Origin of the sequence: Brevibacillus brevis NBRC 100599, assembly GCF_000010165.1 — a bacterium.
Classification (GTDB): domain Bacteria; phylum Bacillota; class Bacilli; order Brevibacillales; family Brevibacillaceae; genus Brevibacillus; species Brevibacillus brevis_D.
On sequence record NC_012491.1, the window covers coordinates 5,807,953 to 5,832,426 of the forward strand.

The window sequence follows — 24,474 nt, forward strand, 5'->3', positions numbered from 1 at the left end:
AGCACCGAGACTTGCGCATGGTATAAACCTAGATGGCGTCTGCGAGAATTTCCGCGACGTCGCGTGTTTTGACGTGATCTTCCTGCTCTTTGGTCTTGATTCCGTCGTTCATCATCGTCAGGCAGTATGGGCATGCACTCGCGATTTCCGTGGGGTTAACCTCCAGAGCTTGCTCCGTACGTGTGACATTGATACGAGAGCCCTCATGTTCCTCCATCCACATCAAGCCACCGCCTGCGCCGCAGCACATACTGTCGCAGCCGCTGCGCTTCATTTCGACCACCTCTACGCCAGGGATGGCTTCGAGGATCACGCGTGGCTTGTCGTAAATTTCGTTGTAGCGGCCCAAGTAGCAGGAATCGTGGTAGGTGATGCGCTCCTTGACTTCCTTGGTTGGCTTCAATTTGCCTTCCTTCACCCACTCCGCCAACAGCTCAGAGTGGTGATACACCTCTGCGTTCAACCCGAATTCTGGATATTCGTTCTTGAACGTATTGAACGCATGCGGATCGCAGGTGACGATTTTTTTGACTTCATATGATTCAAACAGGGCGATATTTTCTTGGGCGAGCTGTTGGAACAAGAATTCATTACCGATACGGCGAGCCGTATCACCAGAGTTCTTTTCCTCGTTACCCAAAATGGCGAACTTCACGCCTGCTTCATGCATAAGCTTCACGAATGCCTGCGAAATTTTTTGGCTGCGCAAGTCAAATGATCCCATCGAGCCTACCCAGAACAAGTACTCGAATTCCTCGACCTGCTTCACAGTTGGCACCTCGTACTCACCGTTCAGACCTTCAATCCATTTCGTCCGGTCTTTTCGGTTGATTCCCCACGGGTTGCCCTGACGCTCGATATTGTTCAAGGCGCGCTGCGCTTCTGCTGGCATGCTACCTTCCGTCATCACCAAATAGCGGCGCATATCGATGATTTTATCGACATGCTCATTCATTACCGGGCATTGGTCTTCGCAGTTGCGACAGGTCGTACAAGCCCACAGCTCCTGCTCGGTAATGACATCGCCGATCAAGCTTTTCTCATAGACCGCAGTTGCTCCTTCCGCCGTCGCCGCTACTTCAGATGCTTGGAACGCAATCTGGTTGGCAGTCGTCTGCGAAAAAGCGAAGCTCGGCATCCATGGCGTACGCGATGTCACCGACGCGCCTTTTTCGGTCAAATGGTCGCGCATTTTCGTAATCAGATCCATCGGGGAGAGCATTTTTCCCGTTCCAGAGGCCGGGCACATATTCGTGCAGCGACCGCACTCCACACAAGCATACAGGTCGATGAGCTGCGTTTGTGTAAAATCCTCGATCTTGCCGACACCGAATTCTTCCTGTGTCTCGTCCTCGAAGTTAATGCTGGTCAGCTTGCCTGGCGGGTCCAGCTTTTTGAACCACACATTGACAGGCGCAAACAGCAAATGCGCGTGCTTGGACTGCGGCACGTAAACCGCAAAGCCGAGCAAGATGATCAGATGCAGCCACCAGAAAACGTAAAAGCCTACCACTGCTCCCGTTGTCCCTACTCCAATCGCAGATAATACGATCGCAAAAACAGAAGAGATCGGAGCGAACGCCGATGGCTCATGTCCGAGCCAAATTTGTTCAAAAGCGAGCGAGAGCAAGACAGTCGCCATCAGGGAGGAAATCAGCAAGAGAACAATCCCTGACTTGAAGCCGCGCTTCAGACGCTTGAGCTTTTCGATATAGCGGCGGTAAAATGCGTAGCCGACCGCAGCCAAAATGAGAAACGTGGTGATCTCCTGCATGACAGAGAAGTATTTGTGAGCGCTGCCAAAAGGAAGCTCGTAGCCTTTCGAAAGCCCTTTGATAATCAGCTCGATGGCTCCGAATTGCAGGGTGATAAAACCGTAAAACATCACGACGTGCATCACGCCGCTCTTCTTATCCTTCAGCAGCTTCTTGTGGAAAATGACGTTGTCCAGCATCAGATTGATGCGTGCCCCAAAGTCATTTTTCACATCCGGCTTTTTCCCCAGCTTGATAAACAAGTATCTGCTGTACACGACATGTCCGGCTAAATAAAGCCCGTAAGCAAGAACCAGGAAAAAGGCGATCAAATTAATGAGTGCCAGCATGTTTTCTACTCCCCTCTATTGCGAGTTTGTCTTTGGACGTGGAAATCGTTTTTTCTATCTTATCAGAATCATGGAAATAAATGAATGAGTATTCAGTCAGTCTGTTTATTTTTTTCGAAAAATGAAACGATACTGAGCGACCGCTCATAATGGGTACAACTCGATCTTAACACACAAGTTGCGAATCATCCATCCTCTTCGAAGAGTTGGAAATATTCTTACGAAAAAAAACAGCTACCTTTATACGGGTAGCTGTTGATCCTGCTTATTTTCCTGAAGCTTCCTTGGTCTCGGCAGTGGTGTGCTCTTTCTTGGACTTTTGCTCCGAGCGTACGTCCGCGAGTGATTTGACCTTGGTTGCTTTGATACGCTTGTTGCGCGGCAGATCAGTCGGCTCCAGATTGTCTACCTCGTCTTGCATGAGTGCTGCGATACCAACTGCTTTGCCTTTTGCAGCCTTACAGTATTCGCAGTTTTCTTCATCATGCTCGTGGTATTGCTTCGGCTCTGGATAGGACGTGATAACGCCTTCAAAATTACGCAGGACGACTTTATCGGACGCTTGCGAAATGATGTAATTCGGGCTGACAGGAATTTTACCGCCGCCGTGTGGAGCGTCTACTACAAAGGTCGGAACTGCATAGCCGGAAGTATGGCCGCGCAGGTGCTCAATGATTTCGATACCTTTGCTGACAGGTGCGCGGAAGTGTCCAATTCCCTCTGACAGGTCGCATTGATAGATGTAATACGGGCGAACGCGGATTTTCACCAGGTCCTGCACCAGCTTTTTCATTGTATTCGCGCAATCGTTGATGCCGGCCAAAATAACTGCCTGGTTTCCGAGCGGAACACCAGCATTAGCGAGCATCTCGCAAGCCAGCTTTGCTTCCGGTGTAATTTCTTTTGGATGGTTGAAGTGTGTATTAAGCCAAACCGGATGGTATTTTTTCAGGATATTGCACAGGTTTTCTGTAATGCGTTGCGGGAATACAACAGGTGCACGCGTTCCGATCCGAATAATTTCAACATGCGGGATATCGCGCAGGCTGCTGATGATGTACTCCAGTACGCGGTCATTGATCAACAGACCGTCTCCACCGGAGAGCAGTACATCGCGGACTTCTGGTCTTGAGCGAATATAATCGATACAGGCATCCAGCTGTTTCTTTGGCACGCCCATGCCGATCTGGCCAGAAAAGCGACGACGCGTACAGTAACGGCAATACATGGAGCATTGGTTCGTCACCAGAAAAAGCACGCGATCTGGATATCGATGCGTCAGACCAGGTACAGGAGAATCGGTATCCTCGTGGAGTGGGTCTTCCATGTCGTATTTGGTACGAACCATCTCAGAGGACAAAGGTACAGACTGCATGCGAACCGGATCGCTTGGATCGTCTGGATCCATCAGATGAGCATAGTACGGTGTGATGTTGAGTGGAATCGTTTGCGTAGAAATACGTACGCCCTCTTCCTCTTCCGGTGTCAGGTTGATTACCTGCTTCAAATCATCGACCGTCTTAATGGTGTGCGTAAGCTGCCACATCCAGTCATTCCATTGCTCGTCCGTGACATCCTTCCAAAGTTCTATCGAACGCCAATCGCGTTTTGTCGCTACTGTCATGTGCATCCCGTCTCCTCTCGTCTTATGGTGAACCTCTTCGCTTCACTCAATCAACAAGAGATGCAAGTGCCATGCCAACAAATCAAAAGATTTAGAAAATAAGGAATAGAGCGTTTTGTGAGCGCTTCTTATCCATTTGATCCTTCGCGAGTCTGCCGAATTTTCGGCACTCAACAGGGAGGGATCATCCGTTGCGAGAGCTTGTATTGCAGCGTCTGTCTTGGGATGCCCAAGAGCTTGGCGGCGCGAAGTACATTGCCGTCCGTTTGCTGCATCGCCTCTTTGATCACCTTTTCCTCTACCTCACGCAAAATTTCGGGCAGCGTACAGCCTTCCTTGGGTAGGATTTGAGCTGAAATTGGCGCTTCCTTTTTCTCAGACTGCGAGCGTTCCAGCAAATGAGCCGGAAGATGATCCAACAAAATCATGTCCGACTCCACCATATTCATGGCTGCTTCTATGACATGCTCCAGTTCACGGACATTCCCCGGCCACTCATACGCAGCAAACAAACTAGCCACTTCACTGCTGATTCCACGCACATTCATACCGAAGATCTGGTTGAACTTTTCCAAGAAATGATCGATCAGCATATCCACATCTTCTCTGCGCTCTCGCAATGGAGGCAGTTCAAAAGAGACGACGTTGATCCGATAGTATAGGTCGGTTCGCATGACCCCTCGTTCCACGAGTGACTGCGGTGCTTCGTTGACTGCTGCGATTACCCGTACGTCCACTTTGGTCGAATGGCTCCCACCGATCCGTCTGATCTGACCGTCCTGGAGGACTCGTAGCAGCTTTGCTTGCAAATCGAGCGGCATACTGTTTAGTTCATCCAGAAATAGAGTACCACCGTCCGCCAGCTCGAATAACCCTGGTCGATCATCGGCTCCCGTGAAGCTTCCTTTTGTCGTGCCAAACAGCAAGCTTTCGAGCAATGCGGCCGGAAGCGCGGCACAGTTTTGCGCGATGAATGGCTTACTACTGCGGACAGATGCGTGGTGAATAGATTGGACAAACAGTTCTTTTCCCGTCCCGGTTTCGCCGTATATCAACACAGGAGAACTTGTCCGAGCAGCTTTTCGAGCGCGTTCTTTGAGGCGTTTCATTTTTTCACTCATCGTCAAAATATCTTCGAAATGGAAAGTCGTTTCATCTACCGTGCGTTTTGTCCGTTTCGGCTTGCTAATTTGGGCCTGAAGATCAACCAAGCGCTCCGACAGTTCTTTTAGCTTGCCGATATCCTTCGCCACCTCGACTGCACCGACTAACCGTTTGCCTACTCTCACCGGAAGTGTCGTGTTGATTGTCTCTACACGCATTCCCTTCCAATTCTTATATGTCTGTGTCTGGTTGTAGATTGATTCGCCACTATCGATAACACGTAGCAGAGTACTCGACTGTCGATCAAGTGAAGGAAAAACCTCCAACAATGGCTTTCCCAACACCTCTTCTGAGGTCAATCCATCGAGCTTGGCTGCGACGTGATTGTAGAAAATCGTAATGCCATTTGCGTCCACAACGTGAATTCCTTCATCGATAGCACCCAAGATCGCCTGCAACATTTCTACCGTATCTGACAACGGCATCCTGGCTTTCACTCCTTCCTTCCATCCATGCTGCCAAAAAATCATCACTTCGCCGAATATTCGGCACTTTTACGCTATTATCGATTACGCCCTACCTGAATGGCAAGCATAGCGGTATACAGTAAATGTCCCAATATCCAAATGAGGAACGCTGTCATACTAATCGGGGATTTACTTAACACACTAAATGGGAAAAACGCGACAGAAAAACCGAGCATCCAGTACAGCAAGTATCGTACCGATCGGGCTTTTCGTTCCCAAGGGTAAAAGTGCATGAGAAAAAAGGCGACGATCACACTAATAAGCAGATGAATCAATAGTTCTACAATAGAGGGCAGGTTTTCCATGCCCGGTACATAGCTGACATCAATTAAAACGGGAAAGGTATTGGTATCAAACAAACCATCCCCGAGTGCCAAAAAAGCAGCAAGACCCAAACCGGCTATTAGTCCATTTGTGAGTACAAACATGCTGTATCCCCCTCTCACTTCAGCCGCAAGTACTCCTATTGTACGTGCAAAAAACCGCCCTTGCAAAGGGCGGCTTATTTTCCTAGCTCTATTTTCAGCTCATGCTCACCAGCGTACTGCTCATTCATCCATAGCTGGTATGCGATTTCTACCTGTACAGGAACCTCTGCCTCGTAGCGAATTCGCAGCTTGTTCGTAAGCGTCTCCATTGCAAACGGTCCATAGGGACTTTGATAGGTAGAATGGGTGCTGGCTCCTTTTTCGAATTGCTGCCTGGTTGAAACACCACCCTGACGGACCAGCGTAATAGACGTATCTGTCAGCTTCAGTGTCGTGCTTACTTCGCCTACGCCTTCCATCTGCTCTTTGTAGGTCAAGTACCACGCGGATGCTTTTTGTACGCGCTTGCCTTCATAGCTGTGGGTCGTTTCTTCCCAGTTGCCTTCGACATGATGCCGTGCCGTCAATTTCACTTGTATGTCTTGCATGCTGCTTCCACACTCCACTTTCTTTCGCTTCCCTTTTATCCCTACATTCTACCCTTCACCGCTCTTCTGTGGCAACCGCCGCCTCCGATTTGGCATCCGCCAGCAGGTATTTCATGGTAGCAGCAACCCCAATCGCCGCAAGCAACAGCAGACCCGCCAACACCAAGTATCCGACTCCTGCCCCCGTGTAATCGATCATCGCCGTAAACAAACCGATCAGGACCAGACGCATCATCATGCCGATGGAGTTGAAAAAGCTCATCACCCGCCCCATCTGATGCTTCGGCACAACTGTCATATAGAGCGATTGCCGAATCAATCGCACAGAAGCGTTACTCCACCCGTAAAACGTGTACGCCGCAATCAGCGCCCAGCCATACGGCAAAGCAATCATGACGACAATGGCAATCGCGAATAGCAACGTATTGCCGATCATGGCTGCCAGCTGCCCCATCTTGCGTACGACGATCGCAACGAGTAAACCTGCCGCCACAGCACCTAGTGCATACGTGACCTCTCCTAGCGAATAAACCGAGACACCCGCCTGCAACGTTTGGCTTATGTAAACCGGCTTCAATAAGTTCGTCGCCATAACAGCAATGAAGGGCATAAGTGCGGATATACCAAACAGAAGAAATCCTTTCTTTTGCCGAATGTACCGCCAGCTTTCCATCAGCTGCGCCGTCCACGCGACACCCTGGTTTTGCTTCGCTTCTTTTTCCAGTGTGAAGGTATACGTCATGGTAGACAGCAGGGTAAAGGCGAACAAGTACGTAATCGCATTGAAAATAATCACCACATGCAGCCCGTAGGAGCTCAGCAAAATCCCCGCAAACGCGCCAGCAAGAACGGATGCCGTCTGTCCTTCGATCTCGAGCAGACTGTTGATGCTATTGTAGTGCTTGGGCTCAAACGTCTCCTGAACCAACGCGGACTGGGTCGGGTAATGAATCTGGTACATAAAAGTCGTCGTCAAATAGATAACAATCAGCATCCACTCGGTGTACTCTCCGAAAAAGCCCCAGATCGCGAGCAGGCCAAGTACGCCAAATCCGATCAAGTTTTCGATTAGAAGCATTTTTTTGCGGGAGTAACGATCGATGAGCGTCCCGATATACGGCCCAATAAAAAACATCAGTACCGCAGAAGTAAACATCGTGGAGCCCAAAAGTTGAGCAGAGCCTGTCGTTTCCACGAGGAACCAGGCAATCCCGATCATCGTCATGCCTTGCCCAAAACCGGAGAACAAATTGGAAAAGAACAGCTTTCGAAATGGTGCGTAGGCAAATACCTCTCTCATGCAGACAACTCCTTTGTAAGAAAACCTCCGTCGACTTTTCAATCATCTCACTATTATGATTGTACTGACTATTTTATACTTTGTAAACTAAAATGTTTATTAATTTAATTCAATCTCTCTCACCAATAGAAAAAGCCTCCGGTTCTTTTCCAAAACCGGAGGCTTACTTACGTAGATATCTTATTTTACAAAGCTCAAGAGCAGCTCGCGAACGAATTTGGACGCCGCGATTTGCGTCATTTCACTGTGGTCATACACAGGAGCAACCTCCACCAGGTCACAACCGACGACATTCGCACCGTTGTTTGCCATGAAGTGAATCGTATCGAGCAGCTCACGAGATGTAATGCCGCCTGCTTCTGTTGTACCTGTTCCTGGAGCGTGCGCAGGGTCCAATACATCGATGTCAATCGTCAGGTAGATCGGACGGTTGCCGATGGTAGGCAGCACTTGCTTCACTGGCTCCAGTACATCGTATTTGTACAGGTGCATGTTTTCTTTTGCCCACTCAAACTCGTCCTTCATCCCGCTGCGAATTCCGAAAGAGTATACATTTTTACCGCCGATCAGATTGCATACCTTTTTGATCGGGGTGGAGTGGGAGTATTCGTATCCCTCGTAGTTGTCACGCAGGTCTGTATGCGCGTCAAAGTGGAATACGACCATGTCTTTGTACTTTTCATAAACCGCTTGGAATACTGGCCAGGAAACCAAGTGCTCTCCGCCAAGACCCAATGGGAATTTGCCATCTGCCAATACTTTTGCCACGAATGTACGGATCGCGTCCAGACTACCTTCCACGTTTCCAAAAGGAAGTGGAATATCGCCAGCATCAAAGTATTTGATGTCTTCCAACAGCCTGTCCAAGTACGGGCTGTACTCTTCCAGTCCGATAGAAACCTCACGAATACGGGCAGGACCAAAACGAGATCCCGGGCGGAAGCTCACTGTCCAGTCCATCGGCATACCGTAAATAACCGCTTGGCTTTCTTCGTAATTCCCGTGACTACGGATAAAGACATTTCCAGAGTATGCTTCGTCAAAACGCATAGGTGTAGTTCTCCCCCGATTAGTCGCGGGTCAGCTCAGCCACAAAGTTAGGCAGTTTGAAAGCAGCGTGGTGAACTTCCGCATTGTAGTATTTGGTGCCCAGATCTTTGATTTTCGCTGGGTCTACTTCCAACGGATCATGTTGCTTGGAAGCGATAGTGAAGCTCCACAGTCCGGATGGATAAGTAGGGATGCTGCAAGTGTAGAGACGAGTAACCGGGAAGATCGATTTCAGGTCTTTGAACACACGCTTGATCAGTTCACGGTTGAACCAAGGAGATTCCGTTTGAGCAACCATGATACCGTCTGGTTTCAAAGCATCGTGGATGCCTTGGTAGAAACCTTTTTCGAACAAACCTACAGCAGGTCCTACTGGCTCTGTAGAGTCGACCATGATCACATCGTACTCACCTTTGTGGTCATGAATATGTTTAATACCATCGATGACTTGTACATCTACACGCGGATTACCTGTCAATGCACTCGCAATCTCAGGGAAATATTTTTTGCAAGACTCAATGACGCCACCGTCGATTTCAGCCAGAACTGCTTTTTCTACAGACGCGTGCTTTACGATTTCACGAATAGCACCGCCATCGCCGCCGCCTACAACCAGAACCTTCTTCGGGTTTGGATGCGTATTCAGCGCGATATGAGAAATCATTTCATGGTAGACAAACTCATCGACATCGGTAGTCATAACCATGCCGTCGAGCACTAACATGCGACCAAACTGCTTCGTATGAATTACGTCGATTTGTTGAAACTCGGATTTCTCACTGTATAGGGTCTCTGTAATTTTCGTTGTTATCCCGTGATTTTCCGTCTGTTTTTCGGTGTACCACAATTCCATGTTCATGGCTATGTAACCTCCTTCAATTAACCGCATGAAAATACAATATAACAAGAAAATTATAGTAGCTGTCTTCCAAATTGCAAGATATTTTTCTAGCAAGGAAAGTTTAACCAGCTTGCAAGCGACACATACTACTAGTAACTAGTATGTCCTATTTTATTTATTCAACCGCAGAAAGGAGGAGAGGCACACATGGAAGTCATTCGCGAAGCCCCATTGCTGCGCTATTTGCGTTGGGCTAAGAAATTCGTAAAATTTACCATTCTCAGCCTATTATGTTTCTCTTTTGCCATCTTGCTGCTCATTTTGTACTTACGCTCACAACCACTCCCGGAAACATTTGTAAAGCAAACCACGACAATTTACGCTTCCAATGGAGAGGTTTTGGATACGATGCACCGTGGCGAGAACCGGATTTCTGTGCCGCTTGCAGAGATTTCACCAGCATTGCTTGATGCGACCATTGCTATCGAGGATCGTTCGTTCCGCGAGCATTTCGGTTTTGATTGGAAACGATTAGCCATGGCTGCTTATGTCGATGTCGTTAACATGGACATGCGTCAAGGTGCCAGTACCATCACCCAACAATTGGCGAGAAATCTGTACCTCAGCTTGGACAAGACATGGGAGCGAAAAATCAAGGAAGCCCTGCTTGCGATTCAGCTTGAACTGAATTACAGCAAGGATGAAATATTAGAAATGTACGTGAATCAGATTTATTACGGTCATTCAGCCTATGGCGTACAAGCTGCTGCCCAAACCTATTTCGGCAAGGACGCCAAAGATTTGACGGTTGCAGAGAGCGCCATGCTCGCAGGCATCCCTAAGGGTCCTACTTATTATTCACCATTTGTCGATTTAGAACGCGCCAAAGCCAGACAAAAGCTCATTTTGGATGCGATGGAGCGCGACAATCTACTGACATCGAAGGAAGCAGAGCAAGCCTACGCGGAACCAATCAAGCTGAAACAGCGAGCAAACGATAAGGTAACCGAGCCAGCTCCTTATTTCCGTGATTACATCGCTACTTTGGTAAAAAACAAATATGGCATTGACGAAGAAAAATTTATTCATGGCGGTCTCAAAATCCACACGACCCTTGATCCAGTTGTACAAAAAAAGGCCGAGGATATTGTTGCCTCCGTCTTACCGAAGAATAATCCGAATTTGCAGGTTGCCCTCGTCGCCATGGACCCTGCTACCGGCTATATCAAAGCGATGGTAGGTGGACGTGACTACAAGGCGAGTCAGTTCAATCGCGTGCTTGGCAAGCGCCAGCCCGGTTCCTCCTTCAAGCCGATCATGTATTTGTCAGCCTTGCAAAACGGCTATACACCGCTCACGTTGATGAAAAGCGAACCGACCGTTTTTACCTACGATAACAATAAGCAGTACATTCCCGGCAATTTTGGTGGAAAATATCCAAACGCACTGATCAACATGCGTGAAGCAATCAAAACCTCCGACAATATTTATGCCGTCAAGACCATTGATTTTCTCGGGCCGCAAAAAGTGGTTGATCAGGCAAAGCAATTAGGTATTACCAGCTCAATGCAAGCAGTTCCCTCTCTCGCACTAGGAACTTCACCTGTCTCTCCCTTAGAGCTAAACGCAGCTTATGCAGCAATCGTCAACAAGGGACAAGCAGTGAAGCCCATTGCGATCACTTCCATCGAGGACAGCGAGGGCAACCTTTTGGTTGAAGAAAAACCAGAGAAAACGCAGGTAGCCGATCCTGTCGCATCTGCTCTCTTAGTCAATATGATGCAAAGTGTATTTGAACAAGGCGGTACGGGATATCGCGTAGCTGGTGAAATGAACCGACCAGTAGCAGGGAAAACAGGATCTACGGATTATGACGCTTGGCTGAGCGGATTCACTCCGCAGCTGGTTTCGACCGTATGGGTAGGTTACGACAAAAATCAAAAAGTCGATGACGTAAAGGAAGGCTATCTGTCCAAAAAAATCTGGTCCCAGTTCATGGAAAGTGCGCTCAAAGGTCAGCCCCCTGCCCTCTTTGACATGCCTGCTGGTGTTGTTTCTGTCTATATCGATCCCGCTTCTGGAAAACTGGCGACCGAGCATTGTCCGAATCCACAGCTATTTTATTTCGCCAGCGGAACAGAGCCTCAAGATTATTGCATGAATCACATCCCCAAAAATGAGACACCAACACCTTTAAAGCCGCCGGATTCTTCGACCTTTTGGCAGCGCATGGGCAGTTGGTGGAAACCAGATCACTAAAGAAAAAAGGACGTTTCTCTTAATCGAGTACGTCCTTTTTGTATGCCTATTAACCTAGCGTGCTCTGATTGTCTCCGCCGCCCACGACTCCATCTCCATCGGCAAAAACATGGTCGTTGACGATCGTAATCAGACCGGCATGATCAAGCTGTTCCAGTACTTCAAACAAGCTGTCCCTTTTTCCAGCAGGGAGCTTGCGTACAAAATTGTTTATCTCGGTCGGAGTCACATGTGTGCGGAAATGGACGCCACCGTGCCTCACAAAATGATCATGCGATTGTTCATTACCACGGAGATCTTCTTCCAATGGGTACCGCCCCTTCCGTCAAACAGTTTGGTTCAATCCCCATTAGTGTTCCGCGATTTCCCAAAAACTATGATGAACGCTGACAATTATATAAGACAAACAGGGAAAGAGTGACGGCTCTCTCCCTGTTTGTTGACCAAGTGTACATGTAACACAATATGGAAATAAGTTTACCTGACTTCAATTGTGTGAACAATTCATTTCACGATTTGTTCACAGACCGTTCACGATTTCCAACTTTAGGACAAATTTTGCTTTAATTCTTCGGTAGAATTCTCATACATAGCCTCGTTATTTTCAATCAAAAGCTTTTTCAGAGCGGCTTTTTCCTTCTCGGATAGATCGGTCAACATAATACGTCTCTTCATGGAGTAATCCATGCGATTCACGTGATCCGCCAAAATTTTGTAGCCCCTACGCGCTTCCCGATCGATTTCCATGTAGCACGCAGTCGCCCCTGCATAGTAAGGACCGGCTTCATTGCGATCGACTGTTACCCAAACGAGCCAATAAGGCTTTCCATTTGGTACTTCTTCTTTATTTGTCGTCCATTTGATGCCCTTTTCAACAGAACTTTTGGCATGTAAGGCACCCATGTCAATGTACGCTTCGTCCCCATCGATAATGACCGAGGACACAGCATTCAGGTCGAGCACACCTTGACCAAAACCGCCGTGTACATCGGTTTTTCCACTCATGATGGTAAAGCCGCCTTTTTTATTATCAAAAATATCCATTTGAATAACCTCCAGACAATCATTCTCCTTCCTTTTATTCTACTCGAAAAACGTACGATGACGCAATTTGCCTATGTGCCCAGTTATTTATCCATGGGCTTTTGGGTGTTTCATTTTTTGTTTATGAGCTGGATGATTTTTTCGATGCCCCACATGATCAGGATCGTTACGATCGCTGTATGGACGGCCATGGCAACCTTCATGACTAACAGTTCACCTAGCATCGTGTCAGAGGGAACAATAAACAGGTAGTACACAAAGCTGATACAAAGAACACTTAGAAAGATCAACCAGCCTCGAAAGCCTAGCGTGAAGCGAATGAAAGCACCGATGAGCAAACCAATCAAAGGCCCCGCAAACATCAATGAGAATACGAAAGGACCGAGTATGAACCAAACAATCCAGTTATCATCCATTGTCTTACACCCTTTGCTTTTGATGATTACACATCATTGGAATCCGTAGTTTGTTCTACCTCAGCCAGTCCACGCTCATCAAGCACGTAACGTCTACCTGTTTCTTTGTAACGCTCCGAATCATCTGATGAGAAGCGTTTGATCAGAAAGCGCGCTGGCTCCGCACCCTCTACAGCTACAGGCGGCTGGAATTCCAAGTCTTCACCATCTCGAACATGGATAACAACGATACGATCGTGATACTCAATAGACAGGTCTTCCCGTACTTCTTTTTTATTGACGTCAAGCGTAAAGGTCTGTCCGGACTTGTGTATCGTCACTTCAGGAAAGCTTTTGTCATCTTGTGCAATGATGTAATACAGGTAGTCCGCATTTTGATCCGGAGCATTGCGTAACCCTGGTTGTAATTCGTCATCTCCCTGTAGCAATCGCGTTACTTGGTCGATGACCTCTGGTATGGTCGGCAGCTTGGCGTGTTCGCCTTTCACGTAGTATCGTTTTTTCATATCCTTCTGGGCGTAATTGGCACTCATATACGGAACGGTACCGTCCCCAACGCCAGGATCCAGAATCGGGGACCATTCGTTATAAAAAGAATCATAAAAGTAACCGAGCAGTGTTACTTGGCCGGTACCCACGATGGAATACTGTGGAACATTGATCGTTTTGTTATCCCACTTTTCATGCATCTGGCCGCCATGTCTGACGAGCGGCGCATAGTCGAGGCGAATATTTTTGTCCTTTAAAAAATCGTCATAGGTGTAGTACTGAATGTTACTCCTTTTCAGGAAGCCAACCGATTCAAAGTATTTTTTAGAGGGTAGTAGCTCGTAAACAGCAGGTGCATAGGAGGAAATCACTTTCCCTGTTTCCTCATCCAGCCAAGGGATTGAAAAATTGTATCCGTGCTTAAGAGCCTGATATGCCCGTGGAGAGCCAAGGAAGGGTGTGCCCATGTATACGACACGATTCACTTTGCGCTGGTAGGACACATTGGATAGAAGTGTTTCTTTTACCAAGAGCCCACCCATGCTATGTGCCACCAAATGCACCTGGTTTGCCCCACTTGCCTTAAGTGCAGCATCGATTTTCTCTTTTAGAAGCTTGGCATTTTTGGTGCTGCTGTACCGCCAATCGTACGGTAGTGCAAATAAGGTGCGGTGCTTTTTGTATCCCGCCTTCTCCAGTTCCTTTACCATGCTGTAATACTGTTCAGTAAGTTCTTTTAAAAATGGTGCATAGGAAAGATATTCGATGGCGTAAAAATCATCCTTTTCCGGGTGGATCGTCGCATCACGGGCGACTGGCTGTACATCTATACTATTTGGCTTGATCGGCTCCAAAGAGAGTAGCCGGCGGTGTTTAGGATCATTAATACCAATGAGACTATCACCAAGTCCCAACCATATTTCCGATCTCTTTCCATTCTGCTCTACTTCGAGTCGGGATCCACCCACTCCCGGGATTAAAATAACCGGAATCGTTCTGTCTCCTATATAAAGACTGTACGAGTTAGCAGTAAAACCCGAGCGTTTGCTGGCCATAACCTTGACTATGTAGGTGCCAGGATAGGCATTGAAGATAATATGTTCATCCGAATTCTTCGCTTTCGCGGAACTAGCGACTACTTTTCCAGCCTCGTCGAGCAGAAATACGTCCATATCCATTCCAGTAGGGATATCCTTGAGAGAGACCTCCACAGTAGAAGAGAGCGGAAAGGATAAGCTGTAAAAATCTACATCCGTCTTTGAATGAAGATTTCCTACGATCTTTCGGTTATATGCATCCAGCTTGTATGCCGCTTCCCTTGTGTCGTTCGGCTCGTATCCATCTGCCTTGCCGCCTCCTCCATGATCCGCGGAAAAATCAGCTCGCAAGCGGTAGTAGTAATTTTTCGAAAACGAGCCCTGCTTTCCAACTACCTTGATGTAGTACCATTTGTCTTTTTCCAGTGTCAGTCCCTCGATGAGCTCAGACTCATTTCCATGCTGCTCTGAACGGGCAAGCTCCCCTTCCCCCTCATCATACACATACAGATCGTAGTCTTCGTTTGCCGGAATATCTGTGAGGGAAATATTCATCTGTCCCTTTGTTGTTCCTCTGATTTTCCAAAAATCCACATCATCTTTGCTGCTAATCTTTCCATGACTGTCCTTTCCATCAAATAGCCAATCCGATTTGCTGCCCAAAGTATCATTCGGTTCTACCTCAAAGCGAACTTCTCTATTTCGCAGTTCCGCTTCTCCTGGCTTATTCTCGCTTGAAAAATGCGCATAAAATTCCTCTGCTAGCCGCGAAAGCTCTTCATCGGAGGCATCCTGATCCTGATCCTGTTTGTGTTCTGCCTCTTCTGCCGGAGCCTCGTTTTTGTTTTTGTCTTCGCCCTCTCGTTCGACCAACGTTAACGGCTCTTCCTGATCGGAACCCATTTCATCCCAAGGCGCCTTTTTGATTTTTATTATTTCTACGGTCGGCTCTATGTGTTCAGGTAACGATAACTCCCAGCTACGTAACGGCCCTTCCGCATCATCTATGGACATCGTTATCTGGATAGGGCTATCATCCATAGGCATGACAGCGAGGGAAATCTGAGACTCCTCGTGAAAAGAACGGATTTTACTGACGCTGCCCTGACTGACAGAAAGCTCGACTTTATCCGGAGTACCTGATAATTGTGCCTGAAAACGCACCTCTCCCTCGTCGATCCATGCCCACGCCTCCTCTACGAATATTTCCCGTTCTTTTGCCCAGCCCTGTTCCACTGTATTTCCCAAGCATAAAGCGAATAGGAGAAGCACACAAAGCAAGCGTCGCGTGATTATTCCCACAAAAATCCCCCTCATCCTTTTTCTAGCTTTACAGTAGAAAAAGACAGAGAGGGGGTGCAAATATTTTTACTGCGTCGTATGGTTGCGGATTCCTTGTCGTTCCCATGCATTTGCAATGATACGGAAGGGTAGCGCATAATCTTTTATTTCGTGCCCTTGCCCAGAAGCTTTATTTTGATAAGGGAAGCCCTTGTTCACGTCAAAACGAAAGGAAACAGAGTAATAGACTGCGTAGCTCGCATCCTTTTGGAAGCCATGCTGTTTATCCCCCATCAAAGGCGTATCTACACCCACTTCACGAGCTCCTAGCTTGGAAGCGGAATAGGAAGGGCCTCTCCATAGCTGAGGACTCGCTTGTTGCAGGGCTAACAACGACTGTAACGGCGTTTGGCGTAAGCCTGTTTCTGAAATCCATGCCCGCGCAGCTGTCACGACAGGAAACTGATTACTCACGGGATGGCGGTGTCGAGCCTGTAGCTCCACTTGTGTCAAGATGCGCTCTCCCGCGTAGTAATCATTTGGCTGGCTGTTTGGATATCGGTCTCTGGTATGATACGCTTCCCATTCGGCCGTATGGCGAATCGAGCCTGTTGCATTCGGCTCAAAGACTTCAAAGGAGCGCTCTCCCCCTTTTACCGTAATGGTATAGCGTCCTGCCATCGTTTTGGAGAGGTTCCGAGGCTCACACACCTCTTCATCTTCGTCGTTCATAGCGCAGCTCTCGTAGGACAGTTCAAAATCGACCTGATAATCCATCACGATGACAAAGCCGTTGATTTCAGCCTTGTATTTTTGCGATTGGAGTACTTGGCGCCAAGTCGTCTGTGTTGGGACCGTGGTTCCTGTATACACGACCTCTGAGCCTGTAGATGCACTGCTTACCTGCCATTGCATCGGGGCTCCCGGGCCTGTCAGCTTTAAATCAAGCTGTGGTGGCGTATAAACCGCCATGCTCTTGGCATCTGAAATCCACCCCGGATTGGCAGTGACAGTTACGTTTTTGATCGTGTCCCCGCTGACTGAACTCTCCAATTGCGCTTTAAATTGCGTGATTTTTTGATTGATCTCCTGTTCTGTTTTTTGGAAGCCTTCGTTTATTTTCGTCTGATCAATGACCACGCGAATCGTCGCAGGCTCACGTTCCCACACGCCATCTGCATGTAGCGGCAGTTTTTGTAGCTGTCTACCATCACTGTCATAAATCTCTAACCCAATTTCACCGCCATCAAAATCTCCTCCACCACCAGGCGGCTCCGGAACTTCTCCACCGACAATTTTCACTGGCCAAGCCGCACGATTGTCTGTCCAGATCGTCTCGTTTTCCGGCATGGATTTCCCAGGGTTGATATGGGCAATAAAATCCTCGGATTTTTGCGGATACTTCGTCGGAATCGTGATCTTACGCACCTCACCCGGCTTGAATTCATTCACGTCCAAGCGAGTTTCCTTTTCTGAGCTCGCCCAGCGAACAGCCAATTTCGTATCATGCGTTACTTTCCCGGCATTCTTCACGCTGAATGTAATCGTCGCATCGGTTCCTGCGGCTTGAGGGCTCTTCGGGTCAATTTGAAAGCTCGATTTCACAATCAGTAAATTCTCTCCATCCGGTTTTGGAACGCCTTTGCCGATTTGCACAAAAAAATGACCGTCGCAGCCGTCACTCTGGGTCGAATAAAATTGCACCTTGTACAGTCCTTCTAAAAGAAGACCATTTTCGTCTCTCGGGAAATACACCCAGTGGCTATTTGTGGAGGTATTTGAGCTATCGAGTGCCTTTCCGTTTCGCTTTCTTTCCCAGGAGCCAGACGCAGGATCAAACCACCTCATCGAAAAGTGACTATCATCCGACAAAAACATCCGAAACCGATACTTGTCTGGAATCTCCTCTGCTGCCATTTCAATGGTTTCACCACGTTGAATATCCTTGCTCCACTTTTGGTTGTTTCGATCGATTTCTACTGACGCGAGAATATCCCAGCATTTTTGGTCGGATTCAATGGTGAATCGCACCTCACCCGTGCAGCCCGTCTCGGACTCGAACAGCAGTACGATTTCATCGCCAACATCTACGCTTGCCGGCAACATGAGCCTGAATCGCTCGTCCACTGCAAGCTTGTCGGTTAACGCTGTTTTTCCTTCAGGGCTCTTCCAATACCAAGTACCAGATACCTTTGAGGAAAACGATAGATTAGTATCGTATTGATCTCCAGCCTTCGAAAAATACTTGATGTATACGGGGTCTTTCAATGTAAATCCTGAGCTGACCGATCCATTCATGCCTTCACCTTCAGGAGAAAATGGCAGAGGTGGCTCGCTATGTACTAAAAATGAAACCTTTTTTTGATCAGCGATCGAGCAGGAAGCATCTTTTACCACAATCGTTATTTCCCAATTGCATTCAGGTCGCTCCCTCCACTTTGTCCCATCGAGGTTTAGCTTTAGTTTGTACGTTTTTCCTCGCTCGAATGGAAAATAGTACGGGTTATAAACATTTCCGAACGGAAGCTTTAAACTGGAGGAATCATAGGGTCCCCATCTGCCATTGTCATTTTCCCTGACTGGCAAGGTATAAGTTTTTCCGTTTGGAAGGGATACATCCCACTTGAGCGATGCCTCCGAGCTATCTCCGTATTTGGTTGTGTATTTAGCCCGGAACGTAAGCGTATCGAACGGCATAATCTCAATGGTTTGACCGTTTCTTACTGCAGATGCCGACAGCGTAACGATGGGGCATGAGTCTTCGCCATCTGGCGACTCCACTCTAAAATATTTCTCCCAGCACTCTGTTCCATCATCACTGGTGTAGACGACTTTTACCCGTCCAGAGCTACCGATGCTTCCTGTCCCGACTTTCCTGTTGCCATTCGCTCCAGGCTTCATGTCATAACCATTCATCGTGTATTTTCCTGGTTTATTGGCAGAGAGAGTGATATCTGCATTTTTTTCGACAGCAATATCCGAGCCGCCGCTGGCAACAGCATTGTGGTCTTTAATATCCTTGTCGCCAACGACTTGAATGTTCAGTTTGGTTTTTGTTGACCCGATTGAACATGCTGGACCTGGATCAGGCTTTTCGGGATCAGGCTTTTCCGGTGAGGTTACATCACCCACTGTGAATAGTGCTGTATAAGGTGTCGAAACGCTTATGCTGCTTGATCCTTGGCGGCTTCTTTGATGCAGGTCAGTGATGGTTAGCGATATTTCATACAGGCCTGGCTCGGTAGGCTTATAGTCGGTATTTTTAAAGGTCCACTTGTAGCCTGGGGGACTGCTTGTCTCGTTTACTTTGGGAACGGCAGTGCTTGGATCGTTGAATTTTTGATTAGACAAGATGCTCTTGTATCCACGTCCTGTTGTCTTGTTGATCACGCTTAAAGACCATACAAAAATGCCGCGGTCATAGTAAGAAAAGTCCGTGGCATTTGCATGGATCTCAACTGTTTCGTTGAGGTTGTATTTTGTTTTGTTGGTGGTTATGCTGCCGCTGGGTTGTGGGGTGGTTCGGAAGTGGCCTACCGAGATGTACCCGCCTTTGCCGTCTGGGACGAGGTTGTCTCCTTTGGTGTAGCCTGCGCCGCCTGAGGCGGAGGCTAGTTCTGCGAGGTTGTAGGCTTGGTACTCTTTGAAATCTCTTATAGTACTACTAGAAACAGTTTTACTATAAACATTAGCAGTTCCCCCCAAGATATAATTGGGATTTCCACCAAACCGTTTGATCCAGTAGTTTGTTTCATTTTCGTCTACGAAGTACCATCCTCTGTCTGCTTTTTTGTTGATATCAGCGAATCCTAGTACTCTATTTCCATCAATGACCCTATCTACTTCAATTTGTGATACTGTTGCACCGAGTTCTCCATCTATTCCTGAGATCGCAAGAATGTCAAACTGATTTTTCGGTGCAAGCTCTTTTTGTGAATCTACAGTAGCAACACCAATGCCGTGGTAGTTTGGTGTTGCACCTGCAAAATTTGAATAAATAGTAAGTAGCCCGCTTAAGAGACAAAAGGAGAGCACAGAAAAAATTAATTTCCTGTGCTTCATTATAAGTTTTATCATTATTTTGTACCCTTCACTTTATAAAATTTCCGCGTGTTATCAACTCTCTCAAAAGTAGGTAATTTGGGATACATAAAAGCACCAGCATCCGTTGAATCGTTATTATTTATTATTACTAAAGACATATAGTCTGCACCGTTTATTGAAATACTGAAGGATTCATTATTTAAAAAACCTTCTTTAACATTTTGTTTTGAGACAAACATCGCCCTTATCATAAAATCACCATCACCCTTAGGCACCTTCCCACTAATCTTCCCATTCACAACCTTCAAGCTCTTATGAAACTCATCCGCATATTTCGCCCCTTGCTCAAGCTGCCATTTATCCTTCCACAAATAACGCAAAATTTCCGCCGCTTCCCCTCGCGTCACAGGCAAATCCTCACGAAATTTAGGCTGACCACTAGGTGCTGGCTTCATCCATCCCCACGTGATAAGCGCCCCAGTATTGGTTAAATTGGGATTCTTTTCACCCCGAATCGGCTTCCACGCTGCATACACCAGCGCTGCCGTTTCTTCCTTCGTCAACAGCCTGTTCGGCTCTACCTTCACCCCCGCCAAAATCCCCGCCTTCTGCGCCTGCTCATAGCTCACCTTCGCCCAATGCCCTACCGGGAGCTCCGGAACGGGGGCTACCTCCTTCAATCCGCGAATCGCTCCTAAACTCGCGATAAACTGCCCTTGCGTGATTTGACTATTCGGATAAAAGTTCCCCTTGCTATCCAGCCATAAGTATTTCTTCTGTACACCGAAATCAATGGCTGCCTTTGCTGTATGTGAAGCGTAATCGTTCGCTGACGCAGCAGCCTGTACGGTTTGACTATTAGCTACTCCAGTAAGCCCTGCCACTGCGAGAACAGCTGCTAGTAGGTATGACATGATTGCACGTTTGTTCATGGAATGACCCCCCTCTTTACTGGACATTTTACCTATATTATCCATTTTTAGAAAGAGTCTGATTTAGGTTCCTTTGCAAAAAGCTTCGCAACGTATTCTCGGGCACCGCCCCTTCCAGCTTGTCGATCACCTTACCTTGTTCGACGACAAAAACAGTGGGGGTTGCCTCTGCCCCGAGGCGCGACGCTTCATCTAGCTCTTTCTGCTCATGGATATCCAGTCGTTGGATCATTTCAGGTGGATACTCCTTCACGACTTTCTCAAATGTCGGGCCGAACTCCGTACAATATCCGCAGCTATCACTATAGACGTACACCACTTTTACTTCTTCTTGTGCACTGGCTGTACCCCACCACGCACTTATACCGACGGCAAGCATAACAACACCGAGCAGGATCCACAGCCACCATTGCTTGCTTCTACTCACGTCCATCTCCCTTTCGCGAATCAGAATGTTTCATAACGTATGCACTTGTCAAAGAACGATGCCCGTATTATGCAGCTCCGAGCTGAGACAAAAAAAGCCAGCCCCATTGGACTGGCTGACATGTATAAAAAAAAAAAGACGTACCACAACTCTTGCAAGTTCGTACGCCGTGCTTTTCCTCGTATGATGTTTCCTATTGCATAAGTAAACTGCCGCCGTCTTCCTTCATCAACGCACGCAGTTCTTCAATAAACGCCTGCCCTTTTTGAATCTCTTCCTCGGTGTAGCGCTGCTTGCTCTTAAACGTAAAGATTTTGCCCTTCATTTCCTCATAGGGCAAGTGGTTGAAATACAGAATCGTAGAAACCAGCTCGAGGAAACGGGAATTCTCCTCGTTCATACGCAAAATCGCACGTTCTCCACTACCGAAGTCAACCTCATGAAACTTGAGAAAATCATGACCGGTTTCGTTCAAAGAGTAACGATACATATGAATGGCACCTTTACTCTCCATTTGCTCATCCAGAAGCCCCATGTTGCACAGCTCATCTACTCTGAGCGTCAGCTCTTCCGAATATGGACCGTACATGTGAAACTCGTAGCGCTCATCGAAATCCATCTCCAGATGTTTTCCTATGTACACCATCTTTTGTAATTTTTTTCGCCCGCTCACTTCGCCGACTATCTCAATCAGGCGTATGATCTTGGCGTGACGATTAAGCATCCTCCATCACTCCCAGACGTTCTCGAATCTTACGGGAGAGATCCCCCGGCAAAGCCATGACTTTATCCAATGGAAAGTACAGCTTGTAATCAAAACGCCGCTTTCCGCTAATGGCCTGTACAATTTCTGACTTCTGTGACAGCTCGACAAGTTCGCCTGAAGGCATTTGGAGCATAATCGGAATGCGCTCCTCTTCTTCTCCGGCACGGTAAAAATCATACGGAAGATCGGAGGTCGTGTCTACCTCCAAATAATACATCGGATCAATTCCGGCAGATTGAAATAGTTCTTTCAACTCAGACAGCAAGCGAAAATCCCTCGGATTATATTCGACGTATTTAAAGAGATTCCTGTCCAAAAAACGGGCGCACAAATCTTTCAACACAGGGTCTTGCTCTCTGCGCCAGAGCTGCATATAGAAAAGAATGATCGACTCATCAAGCGCTAAATAGTCAGCCAGCTCTACTTTTTCCTGCAAGAAAGGCAGCAGCATGACAGGCTCCTGCATGAACGGATAGCCTTGGGAGAACAAGAGCTTCGCCCGTTGAAAAATTTTGCACAAGATGACTTCGGCACTTCGCGTCACCGGATGGAAATAGACCTGCCAGTACATTTGATAACGAGACATGATGTAGTCTTCGACAGCATGCATCCCGCTGAATTTAAAGACAATGCCATCCTCCTGCGGCCGCATGACACGCAAGATTCGCTCAATCTCGAAATTGCCGTAATTGACGCCCGTATAGTAGGCATCACGCAGTAAGTAATCCATCCGATCGGCATCGAGCTGGCTGGAGATGAGACTTACGATCAGTTTATTGTCATATGTCTTATTAATCACTTCTGCCAATTTCTTCGGGAAGCTATCATCAAACCGACGAAGAATTCGGTTGATTTGCGTATCTCCAAGCAAAATGGCGCGCGTCCAATCCTCGTGGTGATACTTGAACACCTTTTCAAAAGAATGGGAAAACGGACCGTGGCCCACATCGTGGAGCAAAGCCGCACATAGACACAGCAGCTTTTCCTCGTACGTCAACTGAATACGGCCTTCGAACGTCTCCAAAATTCTGCGCATCAGTTCATACACGCCAAGCGAGTGGTTAAAGCGGCTATGCTCTCCACCGTGAAACGTAAAAAAGCTGGTGCCCAGTTGCCTGACTCTGCGCAAACGTTGGAATTCTGCCGAGTTGATCAAATCCCAAATGAATTTGTCCCGCACGTGGACGTAGCGGTGGACAGGGTCTTTGAATACCTTTTCTTCATGAAGAAGCTGGGGCTGTTGCATCCTGGACACTCCCTTCCTGTACTGCTTTTTCTATCTATTACTGACAGTGAATTTTGATTCTATCATATCATACGTCTAATACCTTTTCTTGCTTAAACAAACTCTTACAAAAATCTGAAGAATGCCATTTCCATCTAGACCGAGTAAAAGGCATGTAGGATTATATAGGAAAAAATGGTTGGAATGAGAGGTTTTCGCAAGTGTGGACAAATACATTTCGATACATGACCAAAAACCCACTTTTACTCCTTTTCTTGATGATGATGCTCTTTTTGCCCTTGCTCGCCTCCTGGGGACAATTTCTCTCCTCAGGTTTTTTCGGACAAACTGTTTCCGTATCTCTACTATTCTGGCCGAAAACCGATTGGAAGGTCGCTGTTCCGCTTCCTGGCTGGCTTATTTTTGGTGTGATCTCGCTGATTTACGTTGGCGGCATCTTATGGCTTGTACGGGGGAAAAAGTTGGGGCAAGCCTTTCTGTTCATCCTTGTCGGGCTCTTATTGGCAAAAGCGGCTGGAGCTGCCTTTCAGGCGATTAGCGGATGGTCTACCACGCAGCCAATTGGTGCTCAGTCACTCGCTGGCAAAGCAAATCTGCTTGTGTTTGCCACTTGGCATAATCCTTTGTGGGAGGAGCTTGTCTTTCGCGGCATCCCGTTTCTTTTGCTAACACTCATCTATCGAAGGAGCACAGACCTGCCCACTGGTGTGAAGTGGATGTATCTACTCATTCCTTCCATGATTTTCGCCTACTATCACGTACCTGGGCATGGTCTAGGAATTCTTTTCGAATCGTTTCTCATTGGTGTTTTGTGGGCATGGGCAGCACTTCGCTGGGGATTGCTAGCTCCGATCATCCTGCACATTTATGCGGACGCGATGATCATCCCTTCTCTCCCCAAAATGAAAAACATGCCTCTGGAGGAGATTCCCTGGCTGGTCAACCAAAGCATGCTGCTACAGTCAATCTGGGCTTTATGTGTACTCGGTTTTCTCATACTGGTTCTTGCTCTGTTGATAATCGGCTGGCGAAAAGCAAGAAAAGCTTACTAAAAAACAGCGACAAAC

19 protein-coding genes are annotated in these 24,474 nt (G+C 47.4%); 2 read left to right on the plus strand and 17 right to left on the minus strand.

All coding sequences use genetic code 11. The features are described 5' to 3' along the window. Positions 1–28: 28 nt before the first annotated feature. The 8 genes from BBR47_RS27510 to speE all read right to left on the minus strand — a co-directional run bounded on the left by BBR47_RS27510 (position 29) and on the right by speE (position 9,478). The gene (locus tag BBR47_RS27510) at positions 29–2,104 is read right to left on the minus strand and encodes a heterodisulfide reductase-related iron-sulfur binding cluster (protein ID WP_015893669.1); all 2,076 of its coding nucleotides are present in this window, start codon (positions 2,102–2,104) and stop codon (positions 29–31) included. Between the two features lie 265 nt (positions 2,105–2,369). Beyond that, the gene (ablA, locus tag BBR47_RS27515) at positions 2,370–3,734 is read right to left on the minus strand and encodes a lysine 2,3-aminomutase (protein ID WP_015893670.1); all 1,365 of its coding nucleotides are present in this window, start codon (positions 3,732–3,734) and stop codon (positions 2,370–2,372) included. A gap of 164 nt (positions 3,735–3,898) precedes the next feature. Beyond that, entirely contained in the window at positions 3,899–5,317 is a 1,419-nt protein-coding gene (locus BBR47_RS27520) for a sigma-54 interaction domain-containing protein (RefSeq protein ID WP_015893671.1), read from the minus strand. 77 nt (positions 5,318–5,394) lie between these two features. Beyond that, on the minus strand, positions 5,395–5,787 hold the full coding sequence (locus BBR47_RS27525) for a hypothetical protein (RefSeq protein WP_015893672.1): 393 nt from the start codon (positions 5,785–5,787) through the stop codon (positions 5,395–5,397). A gap of 74 nt (positions 5,788–5,861) precedes the next feature. Beyond that, on the minus strand, positions 5,862–6,275 hold the full coding sequence (locus BBR47_RS27530) for a DUF1934 domain-containing protein (protein WP_041749698.1): 414 nt from the start codon (positions 6,273–6,275) through the stop codon (positions 5,862–5,864). A gap of 55 nt (positions 6,276–6,330) precedes the next feature. After that, positions 6,331–7,575, minus strand: coding sequence for an MFS transporter (locus BBR47_RS27535; RefSeq protein ID WP_015893674.1), 1,245 nt, complete (start codon positions 7,573–7,575; stop codon positions 6,331–6,333). A gap of 180 nt (positions 7,576–7,755) precedes the next feature. Beyond that, on the minus strand, positions 7,756–8,625 hold the full coding sequence (gene speB, locus BBR47_RS27540) for an agmatinase (protein ID WP_015893675.1): 870 nt from the start codon (positions 8,623–8,625) through the stop codon (positions 7,756–7,758). Positions 8,626–8,644: 19 nt separating this feature from the next. Further along, on the minus strand, positions 8,645–9,478 hold the full coding sequence (speE, locus tag BBR47_RS27545) for a polyamine aminopropyltransferase (RefSeq protein WP_026134007.1): 834 nt from the start codon (positions 9,476–9,478) through the stop codon (positions 8,645–8,647). Positions 9,479–9,673: 195 nt separating this feature from the next. On the opposite strand from speE, the gene BBR47_RS27550 reads away from it, so the two are divergent. Continuing rightward, positions 9,674–11,725 (plus strand): transglycosylase domain-containing protein, encoded by a 2,052-nt coding sequence (locus BBR47_RS27550; protein ID WP_015893677.1) that lies wholly within the window; start codon positions 9,674–9,676, stop codon positions 11,723–11,725. A gap of 49 nt (positions 11,726–11,774) precedes the next feature. Here BBR47_RS27550 and BBR47_RS27555 read toward each other — a convergent pair whose 3' ends face one another. The 9 genes from BBR47_RS27555 to BBR47_RS27595 all read right to left on the minus strand — a co-directional run bounded on the left by BBR47_RS27555 (position 11,775) and on the right by BBR47_RS27595 (position 23,407). Continuing rightward, positions 11,775–12,032, minus strand: a complete 258-nt coding sequence (locus BBR47_RS27555) for a hypothetical protein (RefSeq protein ID WP_015893678.1) — start codon at positions 12,030–12,032, stop codon at positions 11,775–11,777. 239 nt (positions 12,033–12,271) lie between these two features. After that, positions 12,272–12,769, minus strand: a complete 498-nt coding sequence (locus BBR47_RS27560; RefSeq protein ID WP_015893679.1) for a YwhD family protein — start codon at positions 12,767–12,769, stop codon at positions 12,272–12,274. A 110-nt stretch (positions 12,770–12,879) separates the two neighbouring features. Further along, positions 12,880–13,185, minus strand: a complete 306-nt coding sequence (locus BBR47_RS27565) for a hypothetical protein (protein WP_015893681.1) — start codon at positions 13,183–13,185, stop codon at positions 12,880–12,882. 26 nt (positions 13,186–13,211) lie between these two features. Beyond that, positions 13,212–16,013, minus strand: a complete 2,802-nt coding sequence (locus BBR47_RS27570) for a lipase/acyltransferase domain-containing protein (RefSeq protein WP_015893682.1) — start codon at positions 16,011–16,013, stop codon at positions 13,212–13,214. A gap of 66 nt (positions 16,014–16,079) precedes the next feature. Next, complete coding sequence (locus tag BBR47_RS27575) at positions 16,080–20,069, minus strand: hypothetical protein (RefSeq protein WP_015893683.1); 3,990 nt, start codon at positions 20,067–20,069, stop codon at positions 16,080–16,082. Continuing rightward, the gene (locus BBR47_RS27580) at positions 20,069–20,968 is read right to left on the minus strand and encodes an S-layer homology domain-containing protein (RefSeq protein ID WP_015893684.1); all 900 of its coding nucleotides are present in this window, start codon (positions 20,966–20,968) and stop codon (positions 20,069–20,071) included. Before BBR47_RS27580 ends, BBR47_RS27575 begins: the two co-directional genes overlap by 1 nt. A 37-nt stretch (positions 20,969–21,005) precedes the next feature. Beyond that, a complete protein-coding gene (locus tag BBR47_RS27585; protein ID WP_015893685.1) occupies positions 21,006–21,401 on the minus strand; it encodes a thioredoxin family protein in 396 nt (131 codons plus the stop codon). A gap of 187 nt (positions 21,402–21,588) precedes the next feature. Beyond that, entirely contained in the window at positions 21,589–22,119 is a 531-nt protein-coding gene (locus BBR47_RS27590; protein ID WP_015893686.1) for a YwgA family protein, read from the minus strand. Further along, positions 22,112–23,407, minus strand: coding sequence for an HD domain-containing protein (locus tag BBR47_RS27595; RefSeq protein ID WP_015893687.1), 1,296 nt, complete (start codon positions 23,405–23,407; stop codon positions 22,112–22,114). Before BBR47_RS27595 ends, BBR47_RS27590 begins: the two co-directional genes overlap by 8 nt. Before the next feature lie 200 nt (positions 23,408–23,607). On the opposite strand from BBR47_RS27595, the gene BBR47_RS27600 reads away from it, so the two are divergent. Further along, the gene (locus BBR47_RS27600; protein ID WP_015893688.1) at positions 23,608–24,459 is read left to right on the plus strand and encodes a CPBP family intramembrane glutamic endopeptidase; all 852 of its coding nucleotides are present in this window, start codon (positions 23,608–23,610) and stop codon (positions 24,457–24,459) included. The last annotated feature ends 15 nt before the right edge of the window (positions 24,460–24,474 follow it).